A 20,911-nucleotide genomic window follows, 5' to 3' on the forward strand; every position below is an offset into this window, starting at 1 on the left:
CAGTCGCGACCTGAGGTATCCCGACGAATTTGAAATTCAGATGTATGACTAAAAAAATGTATTTTAATTGCATAAGTTGATCTATTTTTATGTCATTCCTGCGCAGGCAGGAATCTATCTTCCAAACAGAGGTGACCTTTCTGCAATCTTGTAGGAAGGTCATGTTTGGTTCCCATCTCCTCACAGGGCTCCCCCTTATAATCTTACTATTTTGGTCCTATAGTACGGGCTGTATGCTCGTTGTTATTTGCACTAAGAGGTATGCTTTGTAAAATTTTGCTATAAAAAGCTTTTTCTGCTGAAGTTTGAATTTTGCTATTATGATTTTTTAGAGCGTTCCTGGTCCATTGTTCAATCTTTTTTGATTTATCAGTAGGTTCTGAATGTGGATTAATTAACTCTTGATAAACTGGTACTACATAGTGCGGTACCCGTTTGAATCCTCCATTTTCCAGCTTTAGATTGACTGTACTTTGGAAAAATTTATCCTCAGCAAATGACATTGTTTCAATACGATGCTGTAGCTCATCTAGCCATTGTATTTTTATAACTACTGGAGCTGGAAGAGGAACTAGGCTTAAGGAGGTTTCCGAAATCTTCTCGGACTCAGGGGGCAACAGAGCTCCTATATTTAAATCAAAGTACAAATCACCATTACGCTCTAATTTTTCTAAATCGAGCCCTTGCAAAGCAAAGTTTATAAACTCTGGTGTAAAATTATCACCATATTTGTCACTTAAACTAAAAAGAAATTCCCTTTTTATTTCGGAAGGTATACTCAAAATAATTAAAGCATGTTTATCCAGACAGTGATTACTCATAAAATCCTCATGAATTTCTTTTCTGTCTTGCGGGTCAAGAGCAGCAATGCTTTCAATAAGATGGTTTTTTACAAAGTTCATCACTTCGATATGCAACATTTGCAACGTCAGAGATTTCGCTGGATTTTTCTTCGGTACTTCTTTCTCATTTGGAATCTGTATATTGGCTGCGAACTTGTTTTTAATCTGCAAACTCGAAATTATATTTGGATCTACACTTTTTTGAACGGATTCTTGAGTTGCAAGATGCATGATTATATCCGTGTGACCCAACTCTATCGCCAGCTTAAGTGCTGCATTGCTGTCTCCATTTGCAGGCCAACCTTTTCCCAGAAGAAATTCTACTATATTTAAGTGACCACCTCTTACAGCCCAAAGCAAAGGATTAAACGGAGGGAATTTATCACCTGCAATAGTAGCCCAATTCTTTTGTAGATATTCTACCACTGCTTGCTGTCCACACACTGCCGCGCAGCAAAATGCTTTGTGGGCATCTGCTCGACTTAAATTTCCCTCTCGAAGGTTTAAGAGAAATTGGAAGTGCTCCAGTTTTCCCCAGGCAGCTGCCAATTCAATCAGAGAGGCTATTCCAACATGAAAATCATTACCTACCTTTATAGGATGGTCCCCATCTAATGTGCTCACCATGTAATCGTTCGCTAATAGGGTATCTCGGGGTTCAGCTTCAAAGAATTCTTTTAATAATGCCTTATCACTATCCCTATTTAGTTTAATCACGATCATGATGTTCTCCTTCATTTCATTGAATAACTCTTATGGATTAATTTTAACTACTCCATATGAGGTAATTTAATCATGCGATAATTAAATCGTTATTAACCTCCAATGAAAAATTGGCTTGATATATTCCAAATGAGAATAGTATGAGAGCTTTCGTGAATTCTCAGCAAAGCATCAAAGATTGGGGGTGGGGGTTGAACAATTAACCTATTGATATTATGTTGTTAGTTATTTATTCTTGCCGTTTTTTAGAACAACCTATTTCTCAATGATACTAGGCAAAGACTTACCAAAAGTGATTGAAAAGTCTCAATGAAGAGATAGAAGAAACCATTAGCTTAGTTCAATCATCGAATCTTCCTGAAGAAATAAAGCCTTTTGTGATTGGCTGTATTAACCTTGCCTCATGGATACCCAAAGCGTTGGTCGAGCACAAAGTAACGATATCAAATTTAAAACGCCTTATTTTTGGCAAGGGTGCTAAAACCACTCAAAAGCAATCGCCTGCGATAGAAAAACCTGAGGTTGTTACAGACTCTGAAAAGCCAGAGGCCTCTAATCAAGCCCCTCAGGAGGATAAAAAGTCCAAAGGACATGGACGAATGCCCCACACTGTGTATCCCCATGCTAATGAACACACAATACCCCTTGAGTCTTCTCTATGCCCTGGCGAGTCCTGCCCATCGGCTTGTGGAGGCAAGCTCTATCGCATTCCCCCGGGTATTCTTGTTAATATCAAAGGCCAAAATCTAGCTTCAATAAATAAGTATTGGATTGAGAAATTGCGCTGTGCACTATGCAATGAAGTATTCTCTGCGACTATCCCCAAACAGGTCTGTAAAGAAAAATATCATCCAAGCTTCAAAGCCATGTTAGCCTTACAAAAATATTATATGAATCAGCTGATTGAAATCGATGAAAAATTATTAACTATTGAACCATTGCAAGATCCTGAGCTTTTAAACGTATAAAAAAATCACAAGCATTCAGTTTGTAAGCGATGTAAACAAAGAAAATCCTCATTCACCCTTGCTAAAGAAAGAAAATCTTCGAATTATTGCTTCTTTGCGTCCTCTCAGTGAGTACCAAAATCTTTTGCATAGAATGAGAAAAGACGATTCGTCTTCACAGATTTTATTCTCATTTTTAGCGGATAAGCATCCATCGATAGAGTTCTTTAAGGCTCTAAATTTAATTAAAAACCCTGCATGGTTTACTGAAACAAATCTAACTCTTCTCGAATCAGCCACTCAACAGGATACTCTTATGGGGGATTGTCCAAATCAATCACCTCATTTAACTGATAGCCTTACATCTTCTGCTCAAATAACTTCTAATAATAATGGGGAGAACGGAGCTGCTAAAATACAGACTGAACAATTATCAGGAGTAGAAAACTTAAGCGCCAACGCTGCTAGCGCTGCTCGAGCAATAGGTAAAATAGGGTTGTTGGCAGCTCGTTCACCAACTATTCCAAGCAATCAGACTGTTCAGTACTCTAATTCTCTATCTGGAACTAGTTCAAACAAAATTGGCCAGAATGGCAATAAGTTCCAGACAGAAACACAAAAGCAAGCTACTGCTGATAATAACCATAACCAGCAATCACCTGGTTCGTGCACAATTTGCTAATTTTTATCGAGTTCTGGCTTAATCTACTCTTTTGGCCGTGTACGTTGTATCTATTTTCGGACAAGCCTTTCTGCAATCTTGCAGAAAGGTCAGGAATAACTCATTGAATAATATATTGATATTAAATATGATAATCTGACATTAAGTACTAGCCAAACAAAATGACAGAACCTATTGTTGCAATAACGGACTACCTTCTTACTCTTATAACCCTTTGGTTTTCATTTAAAATTTATCAATTTCAAACTAATAAAAAATTTATTAAATCCCTTTGGTTAATATTATTTTTAACTATTTCGCTCTCTTCTTTATTTGGCGGGATTATCCATGAATTTTGTGCAAATATGACAGTTAGCTGTAAAGGATTTTGGACTGTCGTTATGCTTAGCATTGGGATAACTGCCTCTTCTTGCTGGATTTTAGGAGGTTGCTATATTTTCAATAACCGCGCTCTGTCTAAATGGATTGTATTTATAATTTTTATATCTCTGGTTTATTCCATCTTTATTATTTTTTATTCTCAAAACTTTGCTTTTGCAATTTATAACTATGTTCCTGCAATAGTTTTTTTATTCATAGCAAACCTTGTTAGCTTTCTAAAAACTAAATCAACTTATTGCATATGGATATTAATGGGTATTTTGCTCAGCCTATTGGCAGCTTATATTCAGCATGCAGCAATTTCGATACATTTAGTTTATTTTAATTACAATGCAACTTATCACTTAGTACAAATCCTCGCTTTGTCTATACTTTATAAGGGCTTAATACAGTCGTTAAATTCAAGTGAGATTAAATAATAATGATAATCAAATTCAAATACTTACTGTTAATTCTGCTCATAATTTCTCTATGCGACTATTCTCTAGCAGAAAACTCGAAGACGGAACTCAATGATATTCACTCTAAACTCAATAAAACCCTACATCTTAGAGTAGAACATCCAAAGACTATTGAGGAAATAATTCAGATAATCAAACAAGCTAAAACGGATGGTTTGTCTATCAGTATTAGTGGTGGAAAACATTCCATGGGTGGGCAACAGTTTGGCACGGGTACCATTAACCTGAGTATGACCGATTACAATAAAGTAATCGGCTTAGATGATAAGAAAGGGATCTTAGAAGTAGAGTCTGGTATTGAGTGGACTAAAATAGTGGACTGGTTATTAAAAAATCAGAAAAACAATAAAACCTTATGGGGAATAAGACAAAAACAAACTGGGGCTGATAATTTAAGCATTGGCGGAGCACTTTCGTCGAATATTCATGGGCGCGGTCTCAATATGAAGCCAATGATCGATGATGTCGAATCATTTACCTTAATTAACGCAGAAGGCAAATTAATTTTTTGCAGCCGCACAAAAAATCCTGAGTTATTCAAATTGGTAATTGGTGGTTATGGATTGTTTGGTGTCATTGCGACAGTTAAATTACGATTAATGCCCGTCACAGTTTTGCAACGTGAAGTAGAAATAATGAATATTGACCAGTTTATTCCCTTAGCAACTCAAAAAACCAGAAATCACTATTTATACGGTGATTTTCAATTCGATATCGATCCTAAATCAGATGGATTTATGCGAAGAGGAATTTACTCTTTTTATAAGCCAGTCAATAAAAAACTTAATGAAATACCAGCAAAACGTCTTGAATTATCAGAAGAAAATTGGACCGAGTTACTTCTGCTTGCACATACAAACAAATCCAAAGCCTTTGATATCTATTCTCAGTTTTATCTTAAAACCAATGGACAACTTTATCGCTCAGATACAAATCAACTGGGTGTATACGTTAATAATTATCACGAAAAAATCAATAAAGACTCGTCTGAGGTAATTAGCGAAATTTATGTTCCTCGCGATAAATTAGCCTTCTTATTTGCTCAATTAAGAGAAGATTTCCGTAAGGATCAAATCAATGTTATCTATGGAACAGTGCGATTGATAAATAAAGATGATGGAAGTTATTTAGCATGGGCTAAACAAAATTATGCCTGTATTGTATTTAATTTTCATGTTGTTCATTCTCCTCAAGGGCTAGAAAAGTCTAAACGTGATTTTAGGTTAATTATTGATAGAGCAGAGGCACTGGGCGGGAGTTTTTATTTGACTTATCACAGATGGGCTAGCAAGAGTGAATTATTAAATGCATATCCCCAATTTGTTAACTTTTTGAAACTCAAATTGAAATACGATAATCATGAGGTTTTTCAATCGACTTGGTATCGTCATTATAAAAAAATGTTTAGTCATGAGCTAAGTGGAAATGAATAAGGAAAAACCAAGTGCTACAGCAGCACTTATTTTAAAAGTAGTTTTATTTGAATCAAAAAGCGATGCAGGGCCATTAATAGTATCGCCAGAATCTGCTCAATTAAGCCAAGCTATAGCGAATGAAATATTCAAATATCCAAAAATTTTTTCATTCCTGATCAAAAATAAATTGACTCGAGGATTACTCCTATTTATTGAGAGCCTATTAAATAAGGGTTTTATTTTACATGTTGCAACTAGAAAGAAATATATTGAAGAACTCACTATAGGCATTATAGAAAATGGCTGTACACAGCTCCTTAATATTGGAGCAGGATATGACACTTTGTGTGCAATAATGGCTTCAAGGTACAGCGAGGTTAGATGTATGGAAGTTGATCATCCTAACACCCAAAAGCAAAAACAAGCTGCTTTATTAAAGAGTTATGCTCCCTCTAATTTATATTTTTTATCGGCAGATCTTTCTAAAATTGGTATTAGACAAGTACTAAAAGATCAAACCATCATTGACCTTAATAAAAAAACACTGGTTATAATTGAAGGCGTATTGATGTATTTAAATGAAGATGATGTCAATAAATGTTTCAGTGACTTAATCGACCTCTTTTCAAATAATCTAGATGTAATTTTTACTTTTTTGGATAAACGAGCAAATAATGATATTCAATTTAAATCTGCTAGCCCCCTCATTAAATGGTGGTTAAATAAGAAAAAAGAGAACTTTCTTTGGGGTATAGGAAAAGATGAACTGACAATGAAAATGAATAATCTAGGTTTTACTAAGGTAGCTATTATCACTAAACAGCAATTTATCACGACATTTTTTGATAATAGCAATTCTGAGCCTGTGCTCGCTGAAGGGGAAATGATTTGTCATGCGAGTATGTCTCGGAGAAATTCAAAGAACGACTAATTAATTGAATTACACCCCGCTTTTTTGTGAAGTTTCTGCTGGCTTGCGGAAACTTCACTTTGCTTGAGAAATTGATTCCCGCCTACGTGGGAGCGACATAAGAAAGAGCATAATGATTTAATAAATAACTATTTTTTGAGTTACAAATTCGTGGGGATACCTCGGGTCTCGAAGCCTTGTACTCTGTGACGCGTTGAGATCAGTGCTTGCGCACAGACCTCAGCGCGAGCGGTTATAAAACCTCTTATCCATAACTGACGTTAACTTAAAGGCAGTGAGAGTTAGAGAGGAGCGTGCATGCTACTGTGGCGCACTCTTATAAAAACCAGGTTTAGGCTCATCATCAGACTTTTTGGGCTGCTGCTTTGAGAATATATTAAAAGAGTCCAATGACTGAATAAGGTTCTTCAATGTCTCAACTGCCTTCTCATCCTCAACTTGAGAGGCTTGTTCAGATGATTTTTCATCCTCCTCGTTTTCTGTAACTTCCATTTGTTCTGGAAATAAAGAGCCAAGTAAGTCGGAGAAACTCTGCATAGAAGCGCTTATATCGTGCAAATTATTTTCGAGTGTCTTAAGAGATACTGGTAGCTCAGGTAAGCAATATTGAAAATGAGTTTCTATAAGTTCTTTATGTAATTGCTTTTGCTTTGCTATTAGATGATTAGCTTTATTTACAGCGCCTTTAGTGTAGGTTGGTTTCTTGAGTTCTTTAGTGATATCAAGATACTCATCAAATTTTCTTATGGTCTCTAGGGCTGCTCTAGCTTGTGGTAGAACAGAGTTCTTAAGCTCCTCAAAATCTTGGTCCGTTTGATCGTTGTTTGAAAAGTAAATATCAAACTCATCATAAGATTTGTTTATTGCCTCAATCTGCTGCTTGCGCTGAAAAGCCGGCAATCGTTTTATAACTGCCAAAGTTTCCCTAGTTAACGTATTAGAGACCTCAAGGAATTCCTTATCATTTTCTAACTTGTTAATAAGATTATGAACAGGCCCCTCACTATATTTTGATCGTAGACTTGAAAATTTATCCAAGAGGAAATTCTTTTCAGTTCTTGACTTAGTGACCTGATTCAGTGCATTCAGTCGCTCAACACAATGTTGATAGTACCGTATTGATTGATTTAGCTCGTGTTGCTGGGCTTCTTCAACCTCGGTTTCCTTAAGATAGCGATTTAATTCAACGATAAGTTGTTTATAAAAACTAAGATTGTCTTTATTAGACTCCAAAGCCCTTTTTAATGGATGCTCTGGGGTTGTAAGGATAGTGTGGCCTATTGGTAAACCATTATCACCTTTAACCAGGAGTGAAGCGCCATGTTTAATTAACACAGCCAAGCAATCCTGCATGGGTGTATTTTGGCTGTGGCGATTAAAGCAGTAATGTACAGCAGAAGGATAAGTGACGCCTTTGATAATTACTGGTTGCGTATTAATCATAAAATTGTTTGTTGCCAACAAAAAGTCTAACAACTCATGGTTTCTGCTCTGCAAGGCCAAATTTAGGTTTTTGATGTCAAAGATATAGAAGAAGGGCGAAAGTTCTCTTGCTTGCTCAAATTTCCTTTCTTTTAATAAGCTAAGCAGTAAATTTTCTCCCTCGGAATGAAGGGCGCTGTGCAACTTTTTCAGTTTCCTTAAACAGTCCGCAGATGGCTGTTCTGCTTCAAGCTCTAGCAATAACGCTAGTTGATAAACTCGAGGGAAAATTTGTTTTAAATGAGCTGGTTGGTCAGCTACCTCTGGCAATTGGGATAGACTTAGGATCAAGGCATCAAGCTCTTGAACAAAAAGTGTATCTGCTTTTCTGCTGCTTCTGAATAGAGTGTGATGATTTTGAGAAAGCTTAGTAGTTTGAGGTTGAACTTTCCTTAGCTTCACTTTTTCCTTCTCTTTCCCCTTAGAGGGTTCATCTACTTTTGTATCATCACAATAAAGTCGTTGAACATTAACTCTCATTTGACCAATAAAACTTTTTCTTGACTCATAGTCGCTATGGGGTACCAGTGGAATGAGGAGAGCCAGGGCATTCTCAACCTTAGTAAGTGCTTTAATGTATAGATTGGGGTTGCTGTCTAAGGTTTCAGATAATTGCCTAGCATTTGCTTCAAATTGCTGGAAGCTGGTCTTGAGAGAGGACACTTTATCACTAAGTTGTTTTCGTAATAGTCCTATTGTTGGCCTCATTGATGAGACTGCTAGGCTGATAAATTGTTCATCAAAATCTTCGCTGCTAATAGGAGTAAACCGGCCAGATTGGCTATCTCTTATCGATAGTAGTGGCTGCATGGTTAATTTGTCTTCAGCGTTAAAATAGACATGAAGCTGATATGAATTACCTGCTTTATCATTAAAATAGGCAGTGTAATGATATTGGCTAAGGGCTGGATTAGCACCATTCTCAGTTTGATAAATACTAATATGATGGCCTTTTAGTCTATATGCTTGTTCTTCGGTACTGAGTGTTAGATGCTGAAAAGGTAAGTCAAAGCGATAATATGATTTACCTTGCAGATTTTCATCCTCTTTGAGATTAATGTCTTGGGCTAGAAAAATGGCTTTTAGAGAGGCGAAATTAGTAGCAATAAAATTAAATAGATTATTTTGCGCCATTTTAGTCTGTATTGGTAAAAATGGCGCGAATTATATAATTAAAAACCATGCTGTGCAATAAGTGAAATAAATATCAGCTTCTGCTAGATATTCAAGCTTCTTGATGTCTGCTCGACTCATTACTCGAGGAGACACTTCCAGTTGCGGTATAAGTATTGATAGCATCGTTATTCACTTGACCGGTTAGAATGCTAATGATTTCCTGGCGAGTATTAAGATTAGTGGCGATGACTTGGCCATTCACTGAATTTTGTTCGCGGCAGGTAGCTAATTTTTCCGCAAGTTGCTTATTTAACTGCTCAATTTTTGTTGCTTGCTCGCTATCACATTGTTTTAAAAAGATCTGTAAGCTTTGTTTGGCGTTATTGTCATAGTTTGAAATTTCAAGGATTTCAACTCGTTGTTTCGCACTATTCTCAAGTTGTTGGGAAAGCTCTTCTTTTTTCTGGGCTAAGGCTTCCAGCTCTTCGAATTGACGCTCCATCAAGGCTATTTTTTCTTCAGATAAGTGGTCAATTAATTTGCTAATCAAGAGTATTTCTCCTTGTAGCAAATTAATTAATTGTTCTGCTTTGGGATTCGTCATTTTAGTCCTTAAAACGTAATTTCTAAGAAAGTAGCAAATATGCCGGATAGAATAAAACTATCCAGCTATATTAGAAAATAAGCTGAGAGCTAAGCTATCTCAATGTCAGCAAACATCTTTGCGGCAACCTGATCGCTAAGGATACGATAACGTCCACTTGCCAATTCTTCTTTAAGAAACTCAATGCGGGCTTTATTAACATCAGGGATATTCTGAATAAATTCCTTTAAGGCATTCATTTGTTTTGAGGTATCACTCAGACTGACTTGATTAGATTCATCAGTACTTTGACCTGGAGCAACAGTTTGCTGACGCTGGGTTCGGTTATCAACGTCAATCCGCTTAAAATTGCTCGAATCATTTAGTGGATTTACCATAACATTACTCTCGATTACACTCATGATTGTTATCGGCTCCTATCCTGAAATCTTTAGAAATTTCGTCCAATCTGCAACGAATATCACATTTAAAACTAAAAGTCACTATGATTTTAAATAAATTTTAAAAATAATTTTTTTTATCAGCTCCAATTTTTGCAAACAAGCTCGCGAAAATTCGCTAAAAAGAAGAAGGAGTTTTCATCATTTTAAAGCGTAACTCTAACTAATTTTGTGCCACTGACCTGTGCTTCAATCACTCGTTTAGAAGACTGGTTTTGTACTTTAATCAGGTCGCCTAGAGCACCATCATTTAAGGCAATGCCGTGCATGCTGACATTAATCATTTCATTGATTGCTTGAATACTAACTTGCTCACCTTTGTGGATGACTACAGCGGATTGTAAATTAAATGCGTTAAGCGCAGTACCTTCAGGAATGTTATGTTTACTCACTCGCCCAATTACATCCTGCTCTTGGATGAAATAACCTTGTTTTAGATGACTAACATCCATTTTAACCTTAGCTATATCAGCGACAGTAATTGGTGTGTCCTTAGGTAATGCTCGTTTCGCAACAATCACTTTTTTGTTTAGAGTAATTCTTATTGGTACATATAAAGTCCAATGTGTGTTTTGTTCTTTACAACGAATACCCACTGTGCTTGTATATATCATGGGGGTTTTGTAGGGATTGAATACTTCAAGCTCAGCATCTTCGCAAGCTTTTAAATTAAGACGGGGATCTATTTTTTCAGCAGAAACCTGGATATCGTCACTATGTTGATTTGCCAATTCATTTACTACATAACTTTCAATTTTTTGTTTAATTAAATCGAGGGATTGTTTTTGCTCGGCTTGCAAGAAAGAGCTTGCAAAAATAAGTAAAATACCTAGGATCGTCTGTCTTAACATTAGATAACCTCATTTCTTCAATCGCAGAGACAAAGCAAGTTATGTGCCAGTTTTAGCTGAGGTTTATATCAGAAAATCCTAGGGGGGTAAGATGCACCGCTCTTTAAAGTTCGTTTTTGCATTTTTGTTCTGTTTTCATCTAGCCACATTACAGGCAGAAAGCCATCATCCGCAGGAGTTTCTGCGATCTATAAAAGGAAGCAAGGATGAGGGTATGCAGATCGTGAATCATTTCTGTATAAGCTGTCATGGGGTTAAGCCTCTGATTCAGTTAGGTGCACCTAAAGTTAATGATGAAAATGAGTGGGGCCCTCGAGTAAAGCAGGGTATTAAGGTTTTGTTGCAGCATACGGAGGAGGGGGTTAATGCAATGCCAGCACGGGGTGGTTGTTTTGAGTGTAGTGATGAACAACTGGATTTGGCTATCTTGGCGATGCTGCCAGAATCACTAAAGCATGTGATACTAAATAAGCAAAAAGATCATAAATAAATCAAATAGATAAAAAAATGTTTAAAAAACACTAAATTTATTCAAGTCGCTCCCGATAACATAAAAAAAGAGGGAGGGATCACCAATGAAAAAGCAACTAGTTATATGTTCGTTATCTGTTTTGGCAGCTTCATGTTCATCCGATAGAGTAGGCATTGTGGATGATGCGGGTTATACGCATTACACAATGAGTATGGAATCGGATCACAAAGGGGCTGGTTATTTCCCAGAAAAACGCGAGGCTACCGGTCGGAAAGTCTTTATTTTTGACCCGAAAGCCACCGCATGGGCAGCTTATGATGCTCAAGGAAACCGGGTTAAAACGGGAAGTGCTTCAGGAGGAAAGGATTATTGTGAAGATACCGGAAGAGGTTGTCGAACAGTTACTGGTACTTTCCACGTTTACTCTAAGAAAGGTGAAGAGTGTACCTCTAGCCTTTATCCAGTAGAAACACATGGTGGAGCACGTATGCCTTATTGTATGCACTTTAATGGTGGCTATTCTATCCACGCCGCCTATGAAGTGCCTAACTATAATGCTAGCCATGGTTGTGTAAGGGTATTACCTAGTGCCGCCAAATGGTTGAACCAGGACTTTATCGATATTGGTACAACTGTTATTGTCAAACCTTACTAATCTGAATTTTCCCGCGGCGATGCCGCGGGAAACAGTCATCAAACAGATATCAAAAAATTGAACAAAATTTGTGCTAATGCGAACAAGCTGTTCTATACTGTTCAGTACTTAGTTAAAAACTTGGATATCTACGGATTAGGCACAAAATCGCAAAAGGATTCTGCGTAGAAGCATTGAAGGCGATTTTAATGAGCATCAATATAATAGGTTGTGGAAGTTATTTACCCAAAAAAATCATAACAAGCCTTGAATTAGAACAAAAGCTTAACCTTGAACCAGGATGGATATTCCAACGGTCAGGAATTCTGCAGCGACATGTTCTTGACGGAGAAGATTTTCTTGACGCAAGCATTAAAGCTGCAACCAATGCTATTAAGCATGCTGATATTAATGAGCAATCAATCCAATTAATCGTTACTGCGACAACGACACCTTATCAAATCATGCCTAGTACAGCCACCTTGATTCAAAAAGGCTTGGGTATAGAAAAAGCTATGGCCTTTGATATACAGGCAGCATGTACAGGATTTATTCATGCCTTGATTCTTGCTGAATCATTTATGCGGGCAAATAAACTAAGTTATGGTCTGGTAATGGGTTGTGATGCCTTTTCTAAAATTACTGAGCAGAGCGATTCAACAACAGGCGTCTTATTTGGCGATGGTTTTGGTGCTGTAGTACTTAAAAATAAAACGAATTGCTCATCCAGAGGGATTTGTTATACGCATTGGGATAATGACTGTGATGGTAGTGAGCTTTTATTAAATCCCTGGGGTATTGGCAAGGGTTTTGAAGCACTGAATCAGATCGCCCCCTCTATATCTATGAATGGCAAAGAAGTTTTTAAAGCCGCTGTTAATCATTTTTCTGATGAAATTAATCTGGCCTTAGACAAGAATAAACTTCAACCAAGTGATCTTAAGAAAATTATCACTCATCAAGCGAATATTAGAATCATCAATTCAGTTTGTAATAATCTAAAAATTTCTACTGATTTATGTGAAATCTGTCTGACAAATCACGGTAATACGAGTGCTGCCTCAATCCCTTTAGCGCTTGATAATTTTTGTAAGAGAGAAGGGCTTAGTGAGGGCAATATCTTGCTGCTAACTGGCTTTGGTGCCGGTTTCACTTGGGGAACTGTATTAGTTGAAATTTGATCTAGGTTTGGATGTGGAAATGCAAAATCTTGAACTATTAATTACCAGGGAGGAAGAAAACAATGGAATGTTTGTTTGTTTAAAGCCTAAAACACCGGCGTTGATCACGCCTAAACTTGTTGAGGATATAAGAAATTTTCAGGATTCAATTGCAGAAAAGTATCTTGCTCATCCAATGAACAAATATCTTTTTGTGATTTGGTATTGTGAGGGTCTAAACAAAAGCAGCTGTCAGGGACTTGATTTTAGTTATATTGTAGATTGTATTAAAAGCAACCATGAATCGGATTTTGAACATTATATTGATCGAGTATTTAATCTGATTTTTTTAAACTATATTGGCTTGGGTTTTCCTATTATTAATTGCTCAATAATAAATCGACCTTTATCTGGTATTTCTAACGATTTTTTCTTGCTTAATAATATTTGTTTTGTGCAGGATCCAACGGTTATCGGTATTAATAATCTGGAGCTTTTTAGAGAATTTCCTAATTTGGTATTTGATAAAGAACTTTATGAGCGCAATCATTATTTTAATTACCAAAACATGGAAATTGATAAGATAAAATCAATTATTGAAGAGATTGATTACATTACTCCTGATGAGAATGAAATTAACTTAATTCAGGAAAAATTTGATATGAAAAAAGATGAAACCATTACGGAAATATACAACCTTGCTGCAAGAAATATTAAAATCCTTGAGCGTTTGGCAAAGATTGGGGCTTATCCTGATTTATTGAGAAGCTAGGTTTTCATTGGGTAACTCTTTCAATACTAATGAGTAATCCTCATCAGCGTAAACAATTTTCCATCTGTTTTCCTCAGATTTAAGAGACTGAATTGTGTTAACAATATTCATAGCCAGTTTATTTCTCATAATAACTGCGTTTACGCCATTTAGGATAGACGTTATAAAATCCTCTTGCGCAAATATAGCCCCTGTTTCTACATAATATTTAGCGTTAGCTCTTCGATGACCCTCTTCAGAATTGCCATATTCATTAAAGTAATATATGACTGATGATCCTCTGCCTGCTTCGAATTTAATCGTTGGATTAATTAAAGGGAGTATATTGATTATTTCATCAACTGCTAACACATTTCTATTCAATAAAAACGCATTCATCCCTTCACTTGATTTTAACGCTTTTTTATCAAATTTATATTCAAAAGGTGTTTTATAAGCTGATGTTTTAAAGCTTATTGCCGCATGCTTAAATGCGACAATACACGATATAACTGCTGCGGCGGCCACAAAATTTTTCTTATGTAGGGGCTTTGAAAAGCATACACTCTTTGCTAGTAATCCAGCACACAAAGGAATTGGGAAAAGATAAACTATTCTCCAGTAAGATGCTGGTTCAATTATGCTAAGCCAAATAGGTCCTGTAATTGGATTAATGCAAAGGAGAATTAATGAAATTGAGTATAAACAAATAAATTTGCCCGTCTTATTTTCCAACGTGACTAAAGGAAGGGCAAATAAGAAAATAAAATCTCTTATTATGATCTCAAAATTATCAAAAACAAGCATGATATTTTTGTACCAAAGAGAGGGCCAGCCGATAGCCCACACTGATTTGTCGTGAGGCATAGGAAGTAAATTTGAACAGATTCCGACTCCAAATATAACGCAGTATATACTCGTGATACCTAGATAAATTAGAAATCTATATTCTTCCAATTTTTTTTTGTTCATTGAAATAAATTTTGCTATCGCTACACTGGCTATTAAAATCGGAAATAAATAGACACCTGAGTTACTTAAGCCAACAGCACAGACTCCTATTAATAATAAACAGACAAAGAAAAATTTAGATCTAAATATCAAAAAATTACGTAGAATAATAAAAGAAATAGGAACTAATAAGTTCCAAAGAATGGTCTTTCCCTGCCACAATCGAGCAAACGATACATTTCCAAAAGACCGATGTACATTCCCATCAATTAACAAAAAAGAAATAACAAGAAGTACCGCTACAAATGCTTTTTTATTACTGAAGCCTAAATATCTATATATGGAAAAATATATAAAGGGGAAGAGGAATGCCACAAAAAAAGACATTAAATTTTGATATGCAATGACAACAGAATTAGTTTTTAACAAATGGGCAATAAAGACAGTGAAATATTCATAGGATGTTGCCAGGTGTAAGATGGAGATTGGAGGGAGATCTTCTTTATTTAAAAGCGTTTCATTTAAATAAATAGGTAAATCTATATGAATCGATTGTAAAAATGCTCGATGGTAAAACTCGATATCATCGTTATCTGGCCTTAATGATAAAATAGAATATGATGCGATTATAAGTGCAGTGATTAATAAGAAAAATAACACTTTGATATTTATTTTATTAATTTGAACATTACTTAGACTATGTAGTAATAGTAAAATACAAAGGAAAGAGCAAAAAAAAATATATGTTAAATAATATACAGGAATTCTGCTTACTAAAACAATATGGTAGGCTATTGTCCATGAAGAGAAAATCAACAACAAAAAACCAATAAAAATTTCAGATATCCCAATAGGTTGTTTTTGGAAAAAACCTTTTCTGTATTTTTCTCTCATATTAAACCTATGCAAAAGCCTCTTTATTTCAAAATGCTATGTTTTCATTGCAAGATATTTCTTTAATAAAAGATTAACCTGCTCAGGGTTCGCCTGGCCCTTAGTTTCTTTCATAATTTGGCCGACAAAAAAACCTAATAATTTATCCTTTCCAGCGCGAAACTCTGCTGCTTGTTGGGGATGGCGTTCGACGATGGTTTTGATTAGCTGATCAAGCATCGCCTGGTCATTGACTTGCGAGTAGCCTTCTTGCTCGATAATTTCATCAACACTGCCTTGTCCGGCCCAAAGTTTAGCAAAGATTTGTTTGGCAATATTCCCTGATATTTTTTGCTCGCTAAGATAGTTTAATAGGGGAGCAAAATCAGCGACGGAAACTGGTGAATTATCAAAGCTGAGATTCGCTTCATTCAAGGCTGCTGCGAAGCTGCCTTTAAGCCAATTAACTATCGTTTTTTCATCAGCGCGACAGGCTTTTTTTAGTTCACTGAAATAGTGATAGGTTGCCGGGCTGGAAAGTAGAAATTGGATGTCTTCATTATTCAAGCTCGCATTTTGCCTAAGATTTTGTTTAATCGCCTCAGGTAGAATCGGCTGCTTCTGTTTGATTTCTTGCAAGTCTTCTGGGGTAATTTGGATTGGTAATAAATCAGGATCAGGAAAATAGCGATAGTCATTTTCATTTTCTTTAGATCGCATGAGGTGCGTTGTATTGCTATCAGGGTTATAAAGTCTGGTTTCTTGCGCAATTTTCTGACCTGATTCTAATAAATCCTGATGTCTGGCTTGTTCGTAAGCGATGGCTTTTTCAATAAAGCGAAAAGAGTTTAAATTCTTAATTTCTGTGCGTGTGCCTAACTGCTCTGAGCCTTTGGGTTTTAATGAAATATTAACGTCACAGCGAAAGGAACCTTCTTGCATATTGCCATCGCAAATTCCGAGGAATCGTACCAAGGTATGCAAGGCTTTCAGGTAGTTAACAGCTTCCTCAGCAGAGAAAAGACAGGGAGCAGTGACAATTTCCAATAGGGGTGTGCCAGCACGATTAAGGTCAATCCCAGTGTATTGCGCATGAGCCTCATGTATGGACTTTCCTGCGTCCTCTTCCAGATGAGCTCTGACAATAGTAATTTCTTTTTCACTACCATCAGCTAGCTCTATTTTTAACGAGCCGTTTGCGACGATAGGGCGTTGAAATTGGCTAATTTGGTAACCCTTGGGTAAGTCAGGGTAAAAATAATTTTTGCGTTCAAAATAGGAGTAATTATTGATACCTGCATTAATTGCCAAGCCAAATTGGATCGCCATTGAGACTGCTTCCTTATTCAAAACTGGCAAGGTTCCGGGAAGTCCGGCATCGATAAAGCTGGTTTGTGAATTGGGTTTGGCGCCAAAATTTGTCGCTGAACCTGAGAATAATTTTGATTTGCTTTTTAACTGGGCGTGAACCTCAAGTCCAATTACTGTATCCCATGCCATAAATCACCCTTTATAGGTTGTTCTGGCTTGATGCCAGTTAGTACATTGTTGGAAAAAGTGAGCGCAATTAAGTAGCAGCGTTTCATTAAAGTGGTTGGAAATTAATTGCATACCGATTGGTAAACCTTCGCTAAAGCCTGCTGGAATTGAAAGGGCTGGTATGCCTGCCAGATTAGCAGCTACGGTAAAAACGTCGGCTAAATAATTTTGCACCGGATCAGCAATTTTTTCGCCAAGTTTGAAGGCCACAGTTGGGGTGGTTGGACCCAAAATCAGATCGACCTGTTGGAGGCAGCTTTGCAGTTCATTTTGGATCATGCGTCTGATTTTAAGCGCTTGTAGAAAATAAGCATCAAAATAGCCGGATGATAAAACATGGGTACCTGTTAAAATACGGCGTTTCACTTCGATACCAAAACCTTCTGTACGGGTATTTATAATTTGTTCTTGTAAACTATTTCCCTCATTAGAGCGATAACCAAAACGCACCCCATCGTAGCGTGACAAATTGGATGAGGCTTCAGCACAGGCAATCACGTAATAGCAGGGTACCCATAGCGGTTGTAATTTTAAGTCGAGCGGGATAATTTCAGCACCAGCTTGTTCGAAAATCTTTACCGCTTCATGAATTGCCTGCTGAATATCAGGTTCTACTTCTTTTTGAAAAAAACAAGAGGGTAAACCGATACGCCGACCTTTGATTGGCTGAGCTAAGCTTGCTGAATAGTCAGGAATTGCGCGATTGGCGGAGGTGGAATCCCTGTCATCAAAACCTGACATGGCCTGAAGAATTAAAGCCAGATCTTCAGCACTTGAGGCCATGGGACCTGCCTGATCCAAACTTGAAGCAAAGGCAACCATGCCAAAGCGTGAAACCAAACCATAGGTGGGTTTTATTCCAGAGATGCCGCAGAAGGCAGCAGGTTGCCGGATAGAGCCACCTGTATCTGTACCTGTAGCAAAGGGTATCAGGCCTGCTGCAATAGCCGCAGCTGAGCCACCGGATGAGCCTCCTGGTACGTGCTTGATATTCCAGGGATTTTTAACCGAGCCAAAATAACTATTTTCATTCGCAGACCCCATGGCAAATTCATCCATGTTGGTTTTCCCCAGCAAAATCGCCCCTTGTTCAGCGATTTTATTAACCACAGTAGCTTGATAGGGTGCGTGAAAATTTTCCAGCATTTTCGAGCCGCAGGTAGTGGGCATCGAGGAGGTACAAAAGATATCTTTATGCGCCATGGGGATGCCAGTTAATAGCTTGGCCTGCCCGGCTTTAATCTGTTTATCTGCTTCTGCTGCAGCACTTAAGGCGCTATTTTCGTCAATAGAAATAAAGGCATTAAGGTTTTTATGTTGCTCAATCCGCTTGAGGTAATGCGAGGTTAATTCCAGACTGGAAAACTCACCTCGGTGTAAGCCTTGGGTCAACTCATGTAAGGAAAGCTTATGCATAAATTTATTGTCCTGAATCGATTACTTTAGGAACCTGATAGTAGCCATCTTCAAAGGAAGGCGCGATTCTTGCCAAGGCATCACTGCAATCTTGTTCGCTGATCTCATCGTTGCGAAGTCGCTGATGTAAATCAAGGGGATGGAATAAAGGGGCGATATCGCTAGTGTCTACCTGGCGTAGCTCTTCAACAAAGTCCATGATGGAATTCACCTCAGCAGCAAGATGAGGATTGCTCTCTGATTTACAATCAAGATAGGCTAGCTGGGCTATTTTATCCAAATCGTTTTCTGTTAAGGACATGATTTGTTCCACTAAAAGTCGAGAGAGAAGTATACCTTGAGTGGAACAAGAAACAATCTTTTTAGGGGCCAACAGGTCTAGCCACACCCGCCATATTAACCTTAGCGTGCAAGATAGCAACGAAAGAGCTAACGGTTTCTACTTTACAGCCTACCAAACAATCTGCCTTTCCTGAGCGGATAAATGCTCTAAGTTGTTTGCCTAAATTGCCATTTCTAAGTGTTGCAAGATGAGCTGCTAAATCAACTTTTTCGCCTTTTAGCGCCTGCTGCAAAATATTAACTGCGTCCTTTTTCTGGCTAAAACTTTTCTGGAAAAATCCAGAGATGTAATAACGTAGATATTCTTTGGTTTTGCCCTGATCATCGACTTGATTCGTTCTATGGTCGAGGTATTGCTCAATAATATCGTCTAATTCGCTTTTCATCTGTTGTTTTATTTCGCGTTCTTCACGTTTTGAAGTGAACTGATCGATGGCTTGGACAATGGCTTTGTCATTATTAGCAAATGCAATTTCTCTTGCTGTATAGTATTTTTCTTTATCTGTAGCCTCTAACTCAAGATTGTCTTGAGTTAGCAAGATATCAACAACAGCCCTAGAGCGCATACGCACTGCATCAATTAGTGCTGTATTACCATTTTTCTGTCTGAGATTAACATTGGCGCCAGCATCAAGAAGTTGTTTGACCAGGCCTGGATTATCATTTTGTACAGCCCGCATTAATGGGGTGCAGCCTTCCTTATCTCGGGCATTAATCTCATCAAGGCTCTCCGCAAGAATGTTTTCCACGCTGATTGCATCACCTATAAAGGCAGCAAAACCCAAGGCAGTCATAGCGAAATGAGCTTTTGCGTCATCAACATTTGCTCCCGCGCCAATAAGAAAAGAAGCTGCTTCAGATTGCTTATACTGAATAGCTATAATGAGAGGTGTTAAATCGCCTGAATTTGTACTGAAAATAGGCGGTTCAACGAAGTTAACGTCAGCCCCCAGTTCATTAACAAGATAGCGGATTGTCTCCATTTTCCCTTGGGTAATAGTTAGCATTAAGGCTTGATTGTAATCAAAGGGAGCTTCAGATTGTTTATTGGCTTCAACCAGTTCCCGAGCAATTTGTAAATAACCTTTGGAACAGGCAATTTGGAAAGAGGCTTGCGTAGGTTTTGCTCCAGCCTCAACTAATAATTGCACCATTTCGAGGTTGCCTGCTGCTGTAGCTTCATCAAGGGCAGTCCTTCTCATACCGAAGTTAATATCCAGCCCCTTAACTTTAAGCAATAACTTCGCCACTTCAATACGTCCCTTTGTAGCGGCCAGAATCAGCGCGTTGGTTTTTGTTTTCAATACGCTTTCTTGGTCAACTATTGGTTGGCTAACAACTTCTGGGCGAAGGGCTATCAGCGCTATTAGTAATTCTGTATCACTATTTTCAATTGCTTGTAATAAGAGAATAGGGGAAAAATCACCAAGGTTTTCTGGTGCTCTTCTTTTAATTAGTTCTAATCCGGCGTTAACGCGTTTGCTAAGATTCCTTTTTTCAGTGGTATCAGGATAGGTTTCAAGTTGCTCTAAGCAATGATTGAGGATCAAGGCTTCAGCCTGTAGTTCAGCAACGTTCCAAAAATTATGTTCGCTTTTTAGTTGGTCGAGGTGCTTATATATTTTTCGACTAAGATTTGCGATGGTCATGAGAGCTTCCACAGATTATATTGTTAAAGATCTTAGCAGGCCATTATTAAGGCATTGTTAATTAACTATTGGCAAAATGTATATTTATTATCAAAAATTCTTGGGTGGGACAAAAAAACGTAATTCTATAAGGAGACAGGAGTTCCCGCGACATGATCCATAGGTATTTACACAAGTGTCCCCTAACGCACGTCATCCAGAGCGTAGCGAAGGATCTCCTGAATGTGGCACAGTGCTAATCCCGGAGAT

At 37.5% G+C, this 20,911-nt stretch carries 19 protein-coding genes; 9 read left to right on the plus strand and 10 right to left on the minus strand.

Going from position 1 to position 20,911, the window contains the following annotated elements; translation table 11 throughout:
• Positions 1 to 206: 206 nt before the first annotated feature.
• Positions 207 to 1,565 (minus strand): ankyrin repeat domain-containing protein, encoded by a 1,359-nt coding sequence (locus tag BN1094_RS16275; protein ID WP_044012197.1) that lies wholly within the window; start codon positions 1,563 to 1,565, stop codon positions 207 to 209.
• Between the two features lie 296 nt (positions 1,566 to 1,861).
• Between BN1094_RS16275 and BN1094_RS20150 the strand changes: the two genes are divergently transcribed.
• From BN1094_RS20150 to BN1094_RS16300, 5 genes are all read left to right on the plus strand, one after another.
• A complete protein-coding gene (locus tag BN1094_RS20150) occupies positions 1,862 to 2,533 on the plus strand; it encodes a hypothetical protein (RefSeq protein ID WP_245614381.1) in 672 nt (223 codons plus the stop codon).
• A 133-nt stretch (positions 2,534 to 2,666) separates the two neighbouring features.
• The gene (locus tag BN1094_RS16285; RefSeq protein ID WP_044012199.1) at positions 2,667 to 3,194 is read left to right on the plus strand and encodes a hypothetical protein; all 528 of its coding nucleotides are present in this window, start codon (positions 2,667 to 2,669) and stop codon (positions 3,192 to 3,194) included.
• Positions 3,195 to 3,355: 161 nt separating this feature from the next.
• Entirely contained in the window at positions 3,356 to 3,994 is a 639-nt protein-coding gene (locus BN1094_RS16290; RefSeq protein ID WP_044012200.1) for a DUF6962 family protein, read from the plus strand.
• Between the two features lie 2 nt (positions 3,995 to 3,996).
• Complete coding sequence (locus BN1094_RS16295; RefSeq protein WP_044012201.1) at positions 3,997 to 5,469, plus strand: FAD-binding oxidoreductase; 1,473 nt, start codon at positions 3,997 to 3,999, stop codon at positions 5,467 to 5,469.
• Entirely contained in the window at positions 5,462 to 6,382 is a 921-nt protein-coding gene (locus BN1094_RS16300; protein WP_044012202.1) for a class I SAM-dependent methyltransferase, read from the plus strand. Before BN1094_RS16295 ends, BN1094_RS16300 begins: the two co-directional genes overlap by 8 nt.
• Positions 6,383 to 6,682: 300 nt before the next feature.
• On the opposite strand, the gene BN1094_RS16305 is transcribed toward BN1094_RS16300, so the two are convergent.
• The 4 genes from BN1094_RS16305 to flgA form a co-directional block, all read right to left on the minus strand.
• Positions 6,683 to 8,998, minus strand: a complete 2,316-nt coding sequence (locus BN1094_RS16305) for a hypothetical protein (protein WP_044012203.1) — start codon at positions 8,996 to 8,998, stop codon at positions 6,683 to 6,685.
• 91 nt (positions 8,999 to 9,089) lie between these two features.
• Positions 9,090 to 9,584 carry a flagella synthesis protein FlgN gene (locus BN1094_RS16310; RefSeq protein ID WP_044012204.1) on the minus strand — a complete coding sequence of 165 codons (495 nt, stop codon included), beginning with the start codon at positions 9,582 to 9,584 and terminating at the stop codon, positions 9,090 to 9,092.
• A gap of 89 nt (positions 9,585 to 9,673) precedes the next feature.
• Positions 9,674 to 9,985, minus strand: coding sequence for a flagellar biosynthesis anti-sigma factor FlgM (gene flgM, locus BN1094_RS16315; RefSeq protein ID WP_044012205.1), 312 nt, complete (start codon positions 9,983 to 9,985; stop codon positions 9,674 to 9,676).
• A gap of 185 nt (positions 9,986 to 10,170) precedes the next feature.
• A complete protein-coding gene (gene flgA, locus BN1094_RS16320) occupies positions 10,171 to 10,875 on the minus strand; it encodes a flagellar basal body P-ring formation chaperone FlgA (protein ID WP_044012206.1) in 705 nt (234 codons plus the stop codon).
• Between the two features lie 91 nt (positions 10,876 to 10,966).
• Here flgA and BN1094_RS16325 point away from each other — a divergent pair, with 91 nt between their 5' ends.
• From BN1094_RS16325 to BN1094_RS16340, 4 genes are all read left to right on the plus strand, one after another.
• The gene (locus BN1094_RS16325) at positions 10,967 to 11,365 is read left to right on the plus strand and encodes a c-type cytochrome (protein WP_044012207.1); all 399 of its coding nucleotides are present in this window, start codon (positions 10,967 to 10,969) and stop codon (positions 11,363 to 11,365) included.
• An 85-nt stretch (positions 11,366 to 11,450) separates the two neighbouring features.
• On the plus strand, positions 11,451 to 12,002 hold the full coding sequence (locus tag BN1094_RS16330) for a L,D-transpeptidase (RefSeq protein WP_044012209.1): 552 nt from the start codon (positions 11,451 to 11,453) through the stop codon (positions 12,000 to 12,002).
• Positions 12,003 to 12,190: 188 nt separating this feature from the next.
• Positions 12,191 to 13,162 (plus strand): 3-oxoacyl-ACP synthase III family protein, encoded by a 972-nt coding sequence (locus tag BN1094_RS16335; protein ID WP_044012210.1) that lies wholly within the window; start codon positions 12,191 to 12,193, stop codon positions 13,160 to 13,162.
• Between the two features lie 19 nt (positions 13,163 to 13,181).
• Positions 13,182 to 13,913: a hypothetical protein gene (locus BN1094_RS16340; RefSeq protein WP_141650504.1), complete on the plus strand. Its 732-nt coding sequence runs from the start codon at positions 13,182 to 13,184 to the stop codon at positions 13,911 to 13,913.
• Here BN1094_RS16340 and BN1094_RS16345 read toward each other — a convergent pair.
• The 5 genes from BN1094_RS16345 to BN1094_RS16365 all read right to left on the minus strand — a co-directional run bounded on the left by BN1094_RS16345 (position 13,899) and on the right by BN1094_RS16365 (position 20,662).
• Positions 13,899 to 15,737 carry a DUF6077 domain-containing protein gene (locus tag BN1094_RS16345; RefSeq protein WP_044012212.1) on the minus strand — a complete coding sequence of 613 codons (1,839 nt, stop codon included), beginning with the start codon at positions 15,735 to 15,737 and terminating at the stop codon, positions 13,899 to 13,901. The two genes, BN1094_RS16340 and BN1094_RS16345, sit on opposite strands and share 15 nt — an antisense overlap.
• Positions 15,738 to 15,773: 36 nt before the next feature.
• Positions 15,774 to 17,216, minus strand: coding sequence for an Asp-tRNA(Asn)/Glu-tRNA(Gln) amidotransferase subunit GatB (gatB, locus tag BN1094_RS16350; RefSeq protein WP_044012213.1), 1,443 nt, complete (start codon positions 17,214 to 17,216; stop codon positions 15,774 to 15,776).
• 3 nt (positions 17,217 to 17,219) lie between these two features.
• Entirely contained in the window at positions 17,220 to 18,671 is a 1,452-nt protein-coding gene (gene gatA / locus BN1094_RS16355; RefSeq protein WP_044012215.1) for an Asp-tRNA(Asn)/Glu-tRNA(Gln) amidotransferase subunit GatA, read from the minus strand.
• A gap of 4 nt (positions 18,672 to 18,675) precedes the next feature.
• Positions 18,676 to 18,972: an Asp-tRNA(Asn)/Glu-tRNA(Gln) amidotransferase subunit GatC gene (gatC, locus tag BN1094_RS16360; RefSeq protein WP_044012216.1), complete on the minus strand. Its 297-nt coding sequence runs from the start codon at positions 18,970 to 18,972 to the stop codon at positions 18,676 to 18,678.
• A gap of 61 nt (positions 18,973 to 19,033) precedes the next feature.
• Positions 19,034 to 20,662, minus strand: a complete 1,629-nt coding sequence (locus tag BN1094_RS16365) for an ankyrin repeat domain-containing protein (RefSeq protein WP_044012218.1) — start codon at positions 20,660 to 20,662, stop codon at positions 19,034 to 19,036.
• Positions 20,663 to 20,911 lie beyond the last annotated feature (249 nt).

The sequence above is a fragment of the Legionella massiliensis genome, from assembly GCF_000756815.1.
Classification (GTDB): Bacteria; Pseudomonadota; Gammaproteobacteria; order Legionellales; family Legionellaceae; genus Tatlockia; species Tatlockia massiliensis.